This window comes from Flavobacterium endophyticum, from assembly GCF_003634455.1.
GTDB classification, from domain to species: Bacteria; Bacteroidota; Bacteroidia; order Flavobacteriales; family Flavobacteriaceae; genus Flavobacterium; species Flavobacterium endophyticum.
This window is the reverse complement of record NZ_RBLC01000001.1, coordinates 694352-709152: the sequence shown is the minus strand read 5'-3', so window position 1 is coordinate 709152 and position 14801 is coordinate 694352. Positions and strand designations below refer to the sequence as shown.

General features: G+C 36.8%; 12 protein-coding genes. 8 read left to right on the top strand and 4 right to left on the bottom strand.

Annotation, left to right across the window (positions count from 1 at the left end):
* The first annotated feature begins 126 nt into the window (after positions 1-126).
* Both CLV94_RS03465 and CLV94_RS03460 read left to right on the top strand, forming a co-directional pair.
* Positions 127-2256: a T9SS sorting signal type C domain-containing protein gene (locus tag CLV94_RS03465; protein ID WP_147406563.1), complete on the top strand. Its 2130-nt coding sequence runs from the start codon at positions 127-129 to the stop codon at positions 2254-2256.
* A 12-nt stretch (positions 2257-2268) separates the two neighbouring features.
* Positions 2269-2472: a hypothetical protein gene (locus CLV94_RS03460; protein ID WP_121375051.1), complete on the top strand. Its 204-nt coding sequence runs from the start codon at positions 2269-2271 to the stop codon at positions 2470-2472.
* 68 nt (positions 2473-2540) lie between these two features.
* Here CLV94_RS03460 and CLV94_RS03455 read toward each other — a convergent pair whose 3' ends face one another.
* Positions 2541-4130: a peptide chain release factor 3 gene (locus tag CLV94_RS03455; protein WP_121375050.1), complete on the bottom strand. Its 1590-nt coding sequence runs from the start codon at positions 4128-4130 to the stop codon at positions 2541-2543.
* Positions 4131-4382: 252 nt separating this feature from the next.
* On the opposite strand from CLV94_RS03455, the gene CLV94_RS03450 reads away from it, so the two are divergent.
* The 6 genes from CLV94_RS03450 (at position 4383) to CLV94_RS03425 (ending at position 13394) form a co-directional block, all read left to right on the top strand.
* Positions 4383-6353 carry a peptidylprolyl isomerase gene (locus tag CLV94_RS03450; protein ID WP_121375049.1) on the top strand — a complete coding sequence of 657 codons (1971 nt, stop codon included), beginning with the start codon at positions 4383-4385 and terminating at the stop codon, positions 6351-6353.
* On the top strand, positions 6354-7202 hold the full coding sequence (locus CLV94_RS03445) for a hypothetical protein (RefSeq protein ID WP_121375048.1): 849 nt from the start codon (positions 6354-6356) through the stop codon (positions 7200-7202).
* Entirely contained in the window at positions 7165-8595 is a 1431-nt protein-coding gene (locus tag CLV94_RS03440; RefSeq protein ID WP_121375047.1) for a peptidylprolyl isomerase, read from the top strand. The genes CLV94_RS03445 and CLV94_RS03440 overlap by 38 nt, the downstream gene beginning before the upstream one ends.
* A gap of 52 nt (positions 8596-8647) precedes the next feature.
* Positions 8648-9601: an AAA family ATPase gene (locus CLV94_RS03435; RefSeq protein ID WP_121375046.1), complete on the top strand. Its 954-nt coding sequence runs from the start codon at positions 8648-8650 to the stop codon at positions 9599-9601.
* Between the two features lie 131 nt (positions 9602-9732).
* Positions 9733-10809: an acyltransferase family protein gene (locus CLV94_RS03430; protein ID WP_121375045.1), complete on the top strand. Its 1077-nt coding sequence runs from the start codon at positions 9733-9735 to the stop codon at positions 10807-10809.
* Between the two features lie 317 nt (positions 10810-11126).
* Positions 11127-13394 carry an aconitate hydratase gene (locus CLV94_RS03425; RefSeq protein WP_121375044.1) on the top strand — a complete coding sequence of 756 codons (2268 nt, stop codon included), beginning with the start codon at positions 11127-11129 and terminating at the stop codon, positions 13392-13394.
* Between the two features lie 50 nt (positions 13395-13444).
* Here the strand turns inward: CLV94_RS03425 and CLV94_RS03420 are convergent, their stop codons facing one another.
* From CLV94_RS03420 to CLV94_RS03410, 3 genes are read right to left on the bottom strand one after another with little or no spacing between them, the layout of a single operon-like run.
* Complete coding sequence (locus CLV94_RS03420) at positions 13445-13858, bottom strand: DUF1801 domain-containing protein (protein ID WP_121375043.1); 414 nt, start codon at positions 13856-13858, stop codon at positions 13445-13447.
* On the bottom strand, positions 13859-14317 hold the full coding sequence (locus CLV94_RS03415) for a GNAT family N-acetyltransferase (protein WP_121375042.1): 459 nt from the start codon (positions 14315-14317) through the stop codon (positions 13859-13861).
* 13 nt (positions 14318-14330) lie between these two features.
* Positions 14331-14798, bottom strand: coding sequence for an OsmC family protein (locus CLV94_RS03410; protein ID WP_121375041.1), 468 nt, complete (start codon positions 14796-14798; stop codon positions 14331-14333).
* Positions 14799-14801: the final 3 nt, after the last annotated feature.

Below are 14801 nucleotides of genomic sequence, written 5' to 3'. Positions count from 1 at the left end.
TCGATTAAAGTTTAAATAGTTCGATAAAAAGCGTAAAATGTTATTTCTTAACAGAAAGGTAATATAAATGTTTAATTTTTTATTAATGAATTGTTAACTTTGCGATTCAACTTTTATCTATAACGAATGAAAACAACTTTACGATTACGATTTTTTAAAGCATTGATTATAATGGTGCTTGGTTTGTTTTTTAATGGTGCTTGGGGGCAAGCTATTTTACCTATTAATAGAACTATATGGAATTCGACTCCTGCTGGTTGGACAGATAATGCAGGAGGGTCTTATCTAACAAATTTTGCTTGCAGTGGAAACAATGGGGGAAGATTCGATACTACAGGTGATACTTACGTTGTTAATTTGGATAGTGCCCCAGATAAATTGTCTTTCGAATTCAAATCTAATAATACGAATTCGACTTCGGTAGTCTTGGTTCAAGAATCAGCGACTGGCGTAGCAAATTCATATACAACTATCGTAAGTCTTACAGGAAATTCACAGATTGGTACAGCCTGCTCAACAAAAGGACCTTATCAATTAGCTAATTCTACCAGATTTGTTAAAATTTCTTTTACAAAAGGTAGTTCAAATGGTACGATTGATGATTTTATTATAACTAAAGGTATCGTTACTTCCACAACATGGAATGGAACGGCCTGGTCAAACGGAACGCCAACGGTTTCTCTTGATGCAATCATAGCAGGAAATTATTCAACTGGAACAGCGTCTCCACAAGGGCCGTTTACTGCAAAATCTCTAACAGTAAATTCAGGAATTTTTACAGTAGCATCAGCAACATCCGTTACTGTTGAAAATGCGATTGTCAATAATGCAGACTCAAACAATTTTATTGTTGAGAACAATGCTAACTTGATTCAAAATACTGCTGCGACAAATACTGGAGCAATTAAAGTAAAAAGGACTAGCAATCCACTGTACCGTTTTGATTATACATTATGGTCTTCTCCTGTAGTTGGGCAAAACCTTAAGGCTTTCTCTTCAGCAACGCTTTCAAACAGGTTTTATACTTACAATACTGCAACAGGAGCTAATGGCGATTATGTGGCTGTTTTCCCAACACAAAGCGAAGGAACTTATAGTTTTGAAGCAGGAAAAGGATACCTAATCAGAACTCCAGATTCGCATCCGGCCTATGTTGAAGGAAATCTTGGAACAGCAATTAATGCAGAATTTACAGGAACGCCATACAACCAAAACGTTAACGTAGCACTTTCAGCTGTAAACACTGGATTTAATCTTGTTGGTAATCCATATCCATCAGCAATCTCTATCTCACAATTGTTTACTCTAAACTCTAACGCTATTGACGGAACAATCTGGTTCTGGAGAAAAAGAAATGGAGCGTCAGGAAGCGGTTATGCTACTTCAACAGGAATGGGAGTGACAAGTGCTCAGCCAGAAGCTGCTGCACTCAATCCAAATGGAGTAATCGGTGCTGGCCAAGGATTTTTCGTAAAAGTAAAATCTGCACCTACTCAAACTACCTTGAATTTTGACAATACACTTCGTTCTAGTGTAACAGGAGGTTCTTTCTTTAGAAATTCTAATGCCTCTTCAGATGAAGTGGAAAGACACAGAATCTGGCTAAACCTTTCAAATGGTTCAGAAGTTATCGGGCAGACTTTATTAGGATATATGACTGGTGCGACTGCTGGAGTTGATTATGGAATTGAAGGAAAATATTTTAACGATAGTCCAATTGCATTTACTTCATACCTAGAAAATCAAGAATTTGCCATCCAAGGAAGAAGCCTTCCGTTTACGACTGAAGATGTTGTTCCAATGAGCTTTAAGACAGACGTAGCAGGAAATTATTCTATAACGCTTGATCATGTTGACGGTCTTTTTGCGGGAAGCCAAGATATATTCTTGAAAGATAATTTCACAGGACAAATCCATAATATTAAAGCATCAGGATATTCTTTTGCAACTGAAGCAGGCGTTTTCAATAACCGTTTCGAAATTGCATACAGATCTTTGCTTGGTGTTGATGTTCCAACTATTGCTGCAAATAATATCGTTGTTTACAAGCAAAATGGAAACCTTGTTATCAATTCAGGAGCTTATATCATGAACAAAATTGAGCTTTATGATATCAGCGGCCGTCTAGTTTATTCAAGAAATAATGTTGATGCTGCTTCTGCCGTGATTTCAAATCTTGCTATCGCAAACCAAGTATTGGTTGTAAAAATTACTACTGCCGAAAATGGAACGGCTAACAAAAAAATCGTTTACTAATATATAGGGAATATGAAAAACTCAATTACAATAAAAATAGCAAGCTTATTATTTCTATTATTCTTAAGTACTGCCGCTTTTGCACAAAATCCTTCTGAAGCACCAGATGACGAAGATGGACCGCAAGCGCCAATTAATGATTATGTCGTTCCTATGCTTTTAGCAGGCGTAATCTTGGGCTATTCTTTCATCAAAGGAAAAACCAAAAAAGCATAAGCTTTATATTAAGGTTCACAAAAAAGGCTGTACAAATCGTACAGCCTTTTTTATTTGTAATCTTATCTTTATTCAAATTCCGAAGTAAAGAATAATTTCACTGTAGGATATTTACTCTGTGTCATTTGGATGGTAAAATCAGAATCCGCTAAAAATACCAACTGTCCGTATTTATCATGAGCTAAAAACTTTTGCTTTATACGCTTAAACTCTTTGAATTCTTCATTTTTGGCATCATCAGGTTTTACCCAACAAGCTTTGTGTACAGGGAAATTCTCATAAGAACATTTAGCGCCATATTCGTGTTCTAGTCGGTATTGGATAACTTCATATTGTAAAGCCCCAACGGTACCGATTATTTTTCTGTTATTCATTTCTAACGTGAAAAGCTGCGCAACGCCTTCATCCATCAATTGGTCGATTCCCTTGTCAAGCTGCTTGGATTTCATCGGGTCTGCATTGTTGATATAACGGAAATGCTCTGGTGAAAAGCTTGGTATTCCCTTAAAGCTCATCAATTCACCTTCTGTCAGCGTATCACCGATTTTGAAATTTCCTGTATCGTGCAATCCAACGATATCGCCTGGATATGAAATGTCGACAATCTCCTTTTTTTCTGCGAAGAAAGCATTCGGGCTTGAAAACTTCAGGTTTTTATTTTGACGTACGTGCAAGTACGGCTTGTTTCTTTCAAAAGTTCCAGATACGATTTTTACGAAGGCTAATCTGTCGCGGTGTTTTGGATCCATGTTGGCGTGGATCTTAAATACGAATCCTGACATCTTATTTTCATAAGGATCGACCAATCTTGTTTCTGATTCTTTTGGTCTTGGCGATGGCGCTATTTCTACGAAACAGTCCAAAAGTTCTCGTACCCCGAAATTGTTTAACGCAGAACCAAAAAACACAGGCTGTAATTTTCCTTCCAGGTAAGCTCCTCTGTCAAATTTAGGATAGACTTCATCGATTAGTTCTAATTCTTCACGAAGTTTATCAGCTGGTTTTTGACCGATGATTTTTTCCAATTCAGGGCTTTGAACATCAGAAAAAGCAATCGTTTCTTCGATGTTCTTACGGCTGTCTCCGCTGAAAAGGTTGATATTTTTCTCCCAAAGATTGTAAATTCCTTGGAAATCATATCCCATTCCGATCGGAAAGCTCAATGGCGTTACAGTCAAGCCTAATTTTTGTTCCACTTCGTCCATCAAGTCAAAAGCATCTTTTCCTTCGCGGTCTAATTTGTTGATGAAAACAATCATCGGAATATTTCTCATACGGCAGACAGCGACTAATTTTTCCGTCTGTTCCTCAACCCCTTTTGCAACGTCGATTACAACGATAACGCTATCGACTGCTGTAAGTGTTCTATAAGTATCCTCAGCAAAATCCTTGTGGCCGGGAGTATCGAGAATATTGATTTTTTTATCCTTGTAATTGAATGCCAAAACAGACGTAGAAACCGAAATTCCTCTCTGGCGCTCGATTTCCATAAAGTCGGAAGTAGCCCCTTTTTTGATCTTGTTGTTTTTTACGGCACCAGCTTCCTGTATCGCGCCTCCAAACAAAAGCAATTTTTCTGTCAGTGTCGTTTTTCCGGCATCGGGATGCGAAATAATCCCAAAAGTTCTTCTTCTTTCTATTTCTTTTTGAAAACTCATATCCTGTATAAAAATGGATTGCAAAAATACTATTTATTAAACAAATAATCAGTGTATAATAATAAGAGAAAATCGGAGTTATGCTTTTTTGCAAATACAGCTTCTTAATTGATGAAAATATCTCTAATAATTTGTTAATAAATTTTTGTTAATAGTAAGGGCCGTACTTGTTTAATGCAATTGAATTGTTACTTTTGTTGATTGCTATCTAGGCGTTAAATTAATTTTTTTCCAACTTATAGAATTTACATAATGAATTTAAAACAATTGTTCTTCGGAGTACTGCTTTCTGCGAATTTTACGAGTTTTGCTCAAAATGCCAATAAGGAAGTTTTATTTACAATTGATGATAAGCCTTATTATACTGACGAGTTTGCAAGGGTTTATAACAAGAATATTGATTTGGTAAAAGATGAATCTCAAAAAGATTTGAATCAATATCTCGATTTATTCGTTGGTTACAAACTGAAGATTAACAAAGCAAACAAACTTGGTCTTCAAAATGGACAGGCTTACCAAGCTGAATTGAAATCTTACAGAAATCAGCTTTCTAAAAATTATCTGACCGATTCAAAAGTGACTCAAGAACTTATTGAAGAAAGCTACAAAAGATCCTTAAAAGAAATCAAGGCCGCTCATATTTTGTTTATGGTCGATGAAAATGCTTCTCCAGAAGATACTTTGAAAGGCTATAAAAAAGCAGTTGAGGTAAGAGAGAAAGCTTTAAAAGGAGAAGATTTTGGAGAGCTAGCGGTTAAATATTCTGAAGATCCATCTGCTAAAGAAAACAAAGGCGAACTAGGTTATTTTTCTGCTTTCAGAATGGTTTATCCTTTTGAGTCTGCAGCATATAAAACTCCAAAAGGACAAGTTTCTAAAATCACAAGAACGCGTTTCGGATATCATATAATTAAAGTGGAAGACGTGAGAGACAACCGTGGCGAACTTACGGTTGCACACATCATGATCTTGAAGCCGCAGAATCAGAATCCTGAAGAATCTGAAAAAGCAAAAAACACAATACAAGAAATTTATACTAAATTACAGCAAGGCGAGAACTTCGAAAGCCTTGCAAAACAATTCTCTCAAGACAAATCTTCTGCTTCTAAAGGTGGTTTATTAAACCGTTTTGGCTCTGGACAGCTAAGTTCTGAAGAGTTTGAAGACGCTGCGTTTGCCTTGAAAAATCCCAATGATTATTCGGCTCCAATAGAAAGTAACTTTGGCTGGCATATCATAAAGTTGATTGAAAGGCATCCAGTTAAGACGTTGGAGGAAATGCAAGCAGAGTTAGATAACAAGATCAGAAAAGACGAGCGTTCAAGGTTGATTACCAATTCTTTGACAGAAAAGCTGAAAAAGAAATATGCTGTAAAAAGAAACGACAAGCTTTACGCTGCGCTTTCAAAAACAGTAACTGATAAATTCTACATGGGAGAGTGGAAACTTCCTGAAAACACAAAACCTTTTGCCGGAGATTTAGTTACAATCGACAAAAAAGCAATTACAGGAGAAGAGTTTCTTAAGTTTTTGGCAACCCAACAGCGAGGCGAAAATACGATTAAACCAATTGGTAAATTGGTGGATAAAAAATACCAAGAATTTGTTGATGTAAAAGTCAATGAATTGTATAATAATAATTTAGAGAACGAGTTTCCTGATTTTGCTGCCGTAATGGAAGAATATCGTGATGGTCTGTTGCTTTTTGACCTGATGGAAAAAGAGATTTGGGAAAAAGCAAAAACAGATACTATCGGATTGCAGAATTTTTATGAATCTCGTATAAACAATTACCGTTGGGGAAATAGGTTAGATGCTGTAGTGCTGACTTCTACAAAAATGGATGTTGCCAAAAAAGCACAGAAATTATTAAAACAAGGAAAAACAGCTGACTTTATAAAAGAAAAATTGAACCTGAATGGCAAAGTAGATGTAATGTCAAATGCTGGAATTTTCGAAGAAAATAGCGACGCATTGCCAAAAGGATTGGTGAAAAAAGACGGAGTTTCTGACATCATAAAAGATGGGGAATACTATTTTATCGTGAAAATAAACAAGCATCTGGAAGCCGGACCAAAAACGCTGGACGAAGCAAGAGGAAAGGTAATCAACGATTATCAGCAGTATCTCGAAGAGAAATGGGTAGGAGATTTAAAACAGGAATTTAAGGTAAACGTAAACCAGCCTGCTTTTGAAAAAGTGAAAAAGCAGATCAAATCATAAATGATAAGGTACGCAGTCATAGTTTTGCTATTGCTTTTTGTTTCATGCAGCTATTTTAAGCCAGAAGCAAAGCCACAGGCAATTGCAAGAGTAAATGACTCCTACTTGTTCAAAGATGAAATCAAGGATCTGGTGCCGCCTGGAACTTCCAAGGAAGACAGTATTGTTATCGTAAGAAGTTTTATCGACCGCTGGGCATCACAAAAACTGATGATGAACGCGGCAGAGATTAACTTGAGTTCTGAAAAACAAGCAGAATACAATGAGCTGATCAGGCAGTATAAAATCGATTTATATACAAAAGGCTATCTAGAAGAAATCGTAAAAACAACAGTTGATACGATAATTTCGGAAGCAGAATTAAAAGAATATTATAAAGAAAATAAAGAGAATTTCAAGACAGACGGAACTTTGGTCAAACTACGTTATATTCATTTGCCGAAAGATCATCCGAAATTCCAGACCATAAAAAGCAAATTCTTTGATTATAGAAAATCAGACAAGAAATTTTGGGATACGTATGGGATGCAGTTCAAAAGCTTTGTATTAAATGACTCCGTTTGGGTAGAAATGAATCAGGTCTATAGAAAATTGCCTTTTATCACTCCAGACAACAGAGCACAATATATTTCAAGCGGGAAATCTATTGAAAAGCAAGATTCTCTAGACGTCTATCTTGTAAAAGTCACGAATGTTTTAGATAAAAATCAAGTAAGCCCGTACGAATATATAAAGCCCACATTGGAGCAAGTGATTTTAAACAAAAGAAAATTAGAATTAATAAAAAAATTTGAAAAAGATATTACCGATGATGCCATTAAAAATGAGAAGTATGAAATCTATAATTAAAAATGCCTGCCTGGTTTTTGGTGTTGCTGCGTTTTTCAATGCCGCAAGTGCACAGGAAATTATTCAGAGCGATACAGTAAAAACTGTTGCTCCGAAGCCTGTGAGCCAAAAACAGAAAATCGATGGCGTTATTGGCGTGGTAGGTGATTATGTGATTTTAGATTCTGATATTGATATTGCCTATATAGAAATTACAAGTCAAGGAAATCCGACAAAAGATATTACTCGTTGCCAGATTCTTGGCAAATTGCTGGAAGATAAATTATATGCTCACCAAGCAATCCAAGACAGTATCGTTGTGACCGATGCCGAAATCAATAATATGATGGAAGAAAGGATTGATGCTTTCGTAGAACGAGCAGGATCAATGGAAAAATTGCTTAAGATTTACAAAAGACCTACTGAAGAAGATTTTAGAACCTATTTCTTCGATATCTTAAAAATGGGCAAGCTTACCTCCGAAATGAGAAATAAGATTATTGAAGCTGTAGAAATCACTCCAGAAGAAGTAAGAACTTTTTTCAAAAAGTTTCCAAAAGAAGACTTGCCGCAAATTGGAGCTGAGATTGAGGTTTCTCAAATAGTCATAAACCCTGAAGTTACAAAAGCAGAAAAGCAAAAAGTCATTGACAAGCTCAATGAATTCAGGACCGATGTGCTTTCAGGAAATGGTAGCTTTTTTAGTAAGGCTGTATTGTACAGTAAAGATGAAGGGACGAAATCCAACGGTGGTTTCATGAGGGTCAACAGGAAAAATAATTTGGTTAAAGAATTTAAAGAAAGAGCGTTCAGTCTTGAAGAAGGCCAGATTTCTGAACCTTTTGAAACAGAATATGGCTGGCACATCATCATGGTCGAAAAAATTCGTGGTCAGGATGTCGATTTGAGACACATCTTATTAATCCCGAAAATCTCTGAAGAAGCAATGCAAGAGGCTAAAGACGAAATCGTAGGAATCAGGAATAAAATAGTGAATGGAGACATTACATTTGCCGACGCAGCGAGAAGCTCATCTGATGAAAAAGAAACTAGAGCAAATGGCGGGGTTCTTACAAATCCTCAGACATTAGATCCGCGTTTTGATTTGACAAAAATGGATCCATCTCTGTATGTTCAAGTTTCTGATCTGCAAGAAGGACAGGTGTCACAGCCTATTGTTGATGAAGATAGATTGGGTCGTAAAACCTATAAGCTAATTACAGTTACAAAGCGCTATGATGCACATACTGCCGATTATGCCTTGGATTATTTGAAAATAAAAGACTTGGCTTTAAAAGAAAAACAGATTAAGGCAATTGGTGATTGGACTGAAGAAAAAATCAAGGAAACCTATATCAAAATCAACGGTGAATACAGAGACTGTGCTTTTGTAAACAACTGGGTTAAAAAATAATTTAGCGTACTGCAATAGTAAAACCGAAATTTTAACTAACACAATTCATAGGATGTCAGACGTCGCTGCAATACAGAATCTAGTTCAGAAAAGAATAGAGCTAAAGAAAGAAATCTCAAAAATAATTGTAGGACAAGAAGTCGTTGTTGACCAAATCTTGTTAAGTATTTTTTCTGGAGGACACGCCCTTTTGGTAGGGGTTCCCGGATTAGCGAAAACCTTGATGGTCAATACTATTTCTCAAGCACTAGGACTAGATTTCAAACGTATACAGTTTACGCCAGACTTAATGCCTTCTGATATTCTCGGAAGCGAAATCCTTGATGAAAACAGACAGTTTAAATTTATAAAGGGACCGATTTTTTCCAACATAATCTTAGCGGACGAAATTAACAGAACGCCTCCTAAAACGCAAGCAGCGCTTTTAGAAGCAATGCAAGAAAGAGCAGTTACCATTGCTGGTCAGCACTATAAATTATCATTACCCTATTTTGTTTTAGCGACACAGAACCCAATCGAGCAGGAAGGAACTTATCCGCTTCCGGAAGCCCAACTTGACCGTTTTATGTTTGCGATTAAATTAGATTATCCATCATTCTCTGAAGAAGTCCAAGTAGTAAAAAGCACGACGACAGATTTTACCGAAAAAATAAACCCGCTTTTTTCTGCACAAGAAATTATCGACTTTCAGCAACTCATACGCCGTATTCCTGTAGCAGATAATGTGATTGAGTATGCCGTGACTTTAGTAAGCAAAACACGTCCAGACAATCCGCTGTCTAATGAATATATCAAAAATTACCTAGATTGGGGTGCAGGGCCAAGAGCTTCGCAAAACTTAATATTGGCCGCAAAAGCTCATGCCGCATTCAATGGGAAATTTTCTCCAGATATCGAAGACGTGAAAGCAGTCGCAACTGGAATTCTTCGTCATAGAATCATCAAGAATTACAAGGCAGATGCCGAAGGAATTACAGAAGAAATGATTATCCAAAAGCTAATGTAAGTTTGTTTGTAATAACAAATTCTATAGCATCAGATTAATTCACAATTTGTATTTATATTTGAGTAGAAATACAAATACAATTGCTGAAAAAACAACTAAACGATTCCCGTCGCATTTTCGGTTTGGATCTTATGAGAGCCGTAGCCATCTTAATGGTTTTGAGTTCGCATTGCCTTTGGATCTATCCTGAAAGCAATAGTTTTTTTGCGCAATTGCTGAAGTTATTCGGTTTTTTAGGAGTAGAAATTTTCTTTGTCTTAAGCGGGTTTCTTATTGGTAAGATACTGTTACAATCTTTTCTGAAACACGATTTTTCGTTTTCCCATATAATGAAATTTCTAAAGAGAAGATGGTTTAGAACACTTCCTAATTATTTTCTTATTCTACTTGCCAATATAATAATAGCAGGAATCATAGGCTATAAGATTGAGTCGTTGTGGAAATATTTCTTTTTCCTCCAAAATTTCTCAGGTCCTATGCCGGCCTTTTTTCCTGAATCTTGGAGCTTATCCGTCGAAGAATGGGCTTATATGCTATTGCCATTGTTGCTGCTCTCTGCGGCCTATATCGCAAAGCCAAAAAACAAATCACTCTTTTTTATAATCCTTTTATGTTTGTTGCTGATCCTGTCTTTAATAGCAAAGATATATTTGTATGCAAATACTGCGGTTGTAAACCTAAACGATTGGAATGTTTCATTAAAAGCTGTAGTTGTCTATCGACTAGATGCTATCCTTTATGGTGTACTATCAAGCTGGATATATTGTCAATACTATGATTTCTGGAAGAAAAATAAAGCAGTCTTCTTGCTGATTGGAATCATTGGGCTCTTGTTTATATTTTTCGGGTTTGGAAAAATGGCCGTGACTGACGAAAGCCAGAACATGATTTTGTATACAATATATCTTCCGGCAGTTTCTGCATGTATAGCGCTATTTCTTCCTTTTTTGTCAAGATGGAAATCTGAAAACTCAATAGTAAAGAAACCAATCATTTTTATCAGTCTGATTTCCTATTCGATTTATTTACTGCATTATAGCGTAATACTTCAGCTGATGAAAAACTTTTTTCCTGTTAATGATTTTTCGGAAATTCAATTGCATATTTTTACAATTATATATCTTCTATTGACAATAATTTTCAGTTTTGGACTCTATGTCTTTTATGAAAAACCTATTATGGATTTGAGAGAGAAATCAAAAAAATAATGCCCCAAATTGCGCTTTTTTTACAGTTTTCTGCCTAGTGCCTGTAATTTAGAAACATTCTTAATTTTAAAGCTCCTATTTCAGTCCATTTCAATTTCGAATTTGACAAAAAAAACTTTTTAAATTAACAAAAACGGAAAAAATTAATTCAATTTTAATTATAATTTAATAATAATCACTAAAAATTAGATTTTAGGAATAATAATCTTTTGAAACCCCGCTTTTATTAAAAATAGTTCAAATGTGAGTGGAATTCAGTAAATTTGCAGTGCAAAGAAACAAACTAAAATATAAACAAAATAGACTAATTACACATTATGGCTTTTGATATTGAAATGATTAAAAAAGCATACGGGACAATGGCAGAACGTGTTGATAAAGCACGTCAGTTGGTGGGTCGCCCGTTAACGCTTTCAGAAAAGATTTTGTACTCACATCTTTGGGAAGGAAACCCAACCCAAGCTTTTACAAGAGGAAAAGATTATGTTGATTTTGCTCCAGATAGAGTAGCGTGCCAAGATGCAACGGCACAGATGGCGCTATTGCAATTTATGCACGCCGGAAAAAATAAAGTTGCTGTGCCTACTACAGTTCATTGCGATCACTTGATCCAAGCAAAAGTTGATGCTGCAACCGATTTGGCGAGAGCAAAAACACAAAGTAATGAAGTTTTTGATTTCCTTTCATCAGTTTCAGATAAATACGGAATCGGTTTCTGGAAACCAGGTGCAGGAATCATCCACCAAGTAGTTCTTGAAAATTATGCTTTCCCTGGAGGAATGATGATTGGTACCGATTCACATACAGTAAATGCTGGTGGATTGGGAATGCTAGCTATCGGTGTTGGTGGTGCTGATGCTGTTGACGTAATGTCGGGTATGGCGTGGGAATTAAAATTCCCTAAATTAATCGGAATCAAATTGACAGGAAAACTGTCTGGATGGACAGCTCCAAAAGATGTTATCTTGAAAGTAGCAGGAATTCTTACCGTTAAAGGTGGAACGGGTGCCATAGTAGAATATTTTGGCGAAGGTGCAACAGCAATGTCTTGTACTGGAAAAGGTACTATCTGTAACATGGGGGCAGAAATTGGTGCTACTACTTCTACTTTCGGTTATGACGATTCAATGCGTCGTTACTTAAAATCTACAGGAAGAGCTGATGTAGCGGAAGCTGCTGATGCAGTTGCTCCTTACTTGACTGGAGATGCTGAAGTTTATGCAAATCCTGAACAATATTTTGACCAAGTTATCGAAATCAATCTTTCTGAATTAGAGCCGCATTTGAACGGTCCTTTCACGCCGGATTTGGCTACGCCAATTTCTAAAATGAGAGAAGAAGCTGAAAAAAATAACTGGCCATTGCAAATCCAAGTAGGTTTGATCGGTTCTTGTACAAACTCTTCATACGAAGATATTTCTCGTGCCGCTTCATTGGCTAAGCAAGTAGCTGACAAAAATTTAAAAACAAAAGCACAATTCACAATCACTCCAGGTTCTGAAGTTGTTCGTTATACTATCGAAAGAGACGGATTTATCGACACATTTGATAAGATTGGTGCTACCGTTTTCGCAAATGCTTGCGGACCATGTATCGGAATGTGGGATAGAGAAGGAGCTGAAAAAGAAGAACGAAATACAATCGTTCACTCGTTCAACCGTAACTTCTCAAAACGTGCCGATGGTAACCCGAATACTTTGGCATTCGTAGGTTCTCCGGAATTAGTTACAGCTTTGGCGATTGCAGGTGATTTAGGATTCAACCCGCTTACTGATAAATTGATCAACGAAGATGGACAAGAAGTAATGCTTGATGAGCCGACCGGTAATGAATTGCCTCCAAAAGGATTTGATGCTGAAGATCCTGGTTTCCAAGCGCCGTCTGAAGATGGTTCTGGTGTTCAGGTTGTTGTGAGCCCGACTTCTGAAAGATTGCAACTATTAGCACCTTTCGAGCCTTGGAACGGTGAAAACATTATCGGAGCTAAATTGCTTATCAAAGCTTTCGGAAAATGTACAACTGACCATATTTCTATGGCTGGACCTTGGTTGCGTTTCCGTGGACATTTAGATAATATTTCTAACAATATGCTTATCGGAGCAATCAATGCTTTCAACCAAAAAGCAAATTCTGTGAAAAACCAATTGAACGGAAAATACGATTCGGTTCCTGCGGTTCAAAGAGAATACAAAGCAGCTGGAGTTCCGACAATTGTTGTGGGTGACCATAACTATGGTGAAGGTTCGTCTAGAGAGCATGCGGCAATGGAGCCACGTTTCCTTGGCGTAAAAGCGGTATTGGTGAAATCATTCGCGCGTATTCACGAGACAAACTTGAAAAAACAAGGAATGTTAGCACTTACTTTTGCTAATGAAGCAGATTATGATAAAATCCAAGAAAATGATACTTTCAATTTTGTAGATTTGAAAGAGTTTGCTCCAGGAAAGCCTCTTACAATCGAGCTTTTCCACGATAATGGAACAACAGAAACTATCTTGGCAAACCATACCTATAATGAAGGTCAGATCGGCTGGTTCGTTGCAGGTTCTGCATTGAACTTGATCGCGGCTGCAGGAAATGCTTAATTGATATTTCTTTTATAAATAAAAAAACTCCCGAGAAATCGGGAGTTTTTTTATTTTTCAACTTGGCTCAGCCAATCCTTTAGTACATTTTCTAAATCTTTTTGCCTGCTTTTTGCATCTTCTAAATCCTTTATTTGAGCAATTTTTCTTCCGTCAGTATAATTCCCTTCAAGAAATCCGGATGAGTCGTTGATTTTTGCCCCTGTCGGAAAGACAAGCAAAATGGTTCCCTTGCGATGAATGTTAAGTACCAAGATGTCCCTTTTATATTCCTTTGGGTCAAAAGGCTTCATTTCTCCAGAGTAATAAAAACTTGGAGAATTCCATTTGATGTGCTCGCCAATTTCTTTATCTACAGCTAAGACAGTCTGTCTTAGAAATGTTATTGTTTTCGCAAGTGTCGGATTAAGTTGTTGGATATATTCTGTTACCTGCTCTTCGTTAGTACCTTTTGATTTTGCCATCTATATTGTTTTTACTTGACTTTTCGCCATACATACGCTGCTTTCAATATTTTCATACTGTCCATAGTTAGGAATTCGATGGTATCCTGCTTTTTCATACAGCTTGATAGCTTCGACCATCTTTTGTCCAGTTTCAAGTATATAGGCGGAATAGCCTAGTTCTTTTGCCCACGTTTCCAATTCCTCTAAGACTTTGTAAGCGATTCCTTTTCCTCTGGTTTCAGGAAGCACAAACATCCTTTTGATTTCTACAGTAGTATCAGCATAATGTTTAAAAGCTCCACATCCTGTGGGAATACCTTCGTGATAATAGAGGACAACGTTTTTTATATGGTCGAGCTTGTTGTATTGTGAGAAGAAGGAATGTTCATCGCCGTCTTTGATCTTAAGGTCTTGGTCGAGAAGAATAACAAGCTTTTGAAAGTCGCTGTCTTCAGAATTTGTTCTTTTAATTGACATAGAAATAAGGTGATTAAACTTTGCTTTTCGGAATATGTTTTACCGGAAAATTTACAGAGTTGGCGATAAAACATAATTGATTGGCCGTTTTATGCAGTTCATTCGCCTTTTCAAGCATGGAAGAATCGCTTACTGTTACGATAGGGTTTAAGATGACTTCTGTAAAATGACCCGATCCGTCATCGCTGACGGCCATCTTTCCTGTAGCATTGTCAATGTAATCGGTTACGACTATCCCGGCTTTGACACATACATGAAGATACGACATCATGTGGCAAGCCGAAAGCGAAGCGAGCAGAAGATCTTCTGGGTTATGGACGGTTTTGTCTCCATGGAATACAGGATCTGACGAACCTTTGATGTCAACTTTATTGTCAATTTGGATTGTATGGCTCCTTTCATAAGCCCTATAGCTTGAAGTGCCTGTTCCGTTGTTTCCTGTCCATCGGACTGTAAGTTGGTAATTGTGTTCTGGATGCATGTT

What these genes read in the sequence shown, in the direction of transcription:
- CLV94_RS03465 (WP_147406563.1), top strand. Translation starts at nt 127, where the DNA reads ATGAAAACAACTTTACGATTACGATTTTTTAAAGCATTGATTATAATG.
- CLV94_RS03460 (WP_121375051.1), top strand. Translation starts at nt 2,269, where the DNA reads ATGAAAAACTCAATTACAATAAAAATAGCAAGCTTATTATTTCTATTA.
- CLV94_RS03455 (WP_121375050.1), bottom strand. Translation starts at nt 4,130, where the DNA reads ATGAGTTTTCAAAAAGAAATAGAAAGAAGAAGAACTTTTGGGATTATT.
- CLV94_RS03450 (WP_121375049.1), top strand. Translation starts at nt 4,383, where the DNA reads ATGAATTTAAAACAATTGTTCTTCGGAGTACTGCTTTCTGCGAATTTT.
- CLV94_RS03445 (WP_121375048.1), top strand. Translation starts at nt 6,354, where the DNA reads ATGATAAGGTACGCAGTCATAGTTTTGCTATTGCTTTTTGTTTCATGC.
- CLV94_RS03440 (WP_121375047.1), top strand. Translation starts at nt 7,165, where the DNA reads ATGCCATTAAAAATGAGAAGTATGAAATCTATAATTAAAAATGCCTGC.
- CLV94_RS03435 (WP_121375046.1), top strand. Translation starts at nt 8,648, where the DNA reads ATGTCAGACGTCGCTGCAATACAGAATCTAGTTCAGAAAAGAATAGAG.
- CLV94_RS03430 (WP_121375045.1), top strand. Translation starts at nt 9,733, where the DNA reads ATGAGAGCCGTAGCCATCTTAATGGTTTTGAGTTCGCATTGCCTTTGG.
- CLV94_RS03425 (WP_121375044.1), top strand. Translation starts at nt 11,127, where the DNA reads ATGGCTTTTGATATTGAAATGATTAAAAAAGCATACGGGACAATGGCA.
- CLV94_RS03420 (WP_121375043.1), bottom strand. Translation starts at nt 13,858, where the DNA reads ATGGCAAAATCAAAAGGTACTAACGAAGAGCAGGTAACAGAATATATC.
- CLV94_RS03415 (WP_121375042.1), bottom strand. Translation starts at nt 14,317, where the DNA reads ATGTCAATTAAAAGAACAAATTCTGAAGACAGCGACTTTCAAAAGCTT.
- CLV94_RS03410 (WP_121375041.1), bottom strand. Translation starts at nt 14,798, where the DNA reads ATGCATCCAGAACACAATTACCAACTTACAGTCCGATGGACAGGAAAC.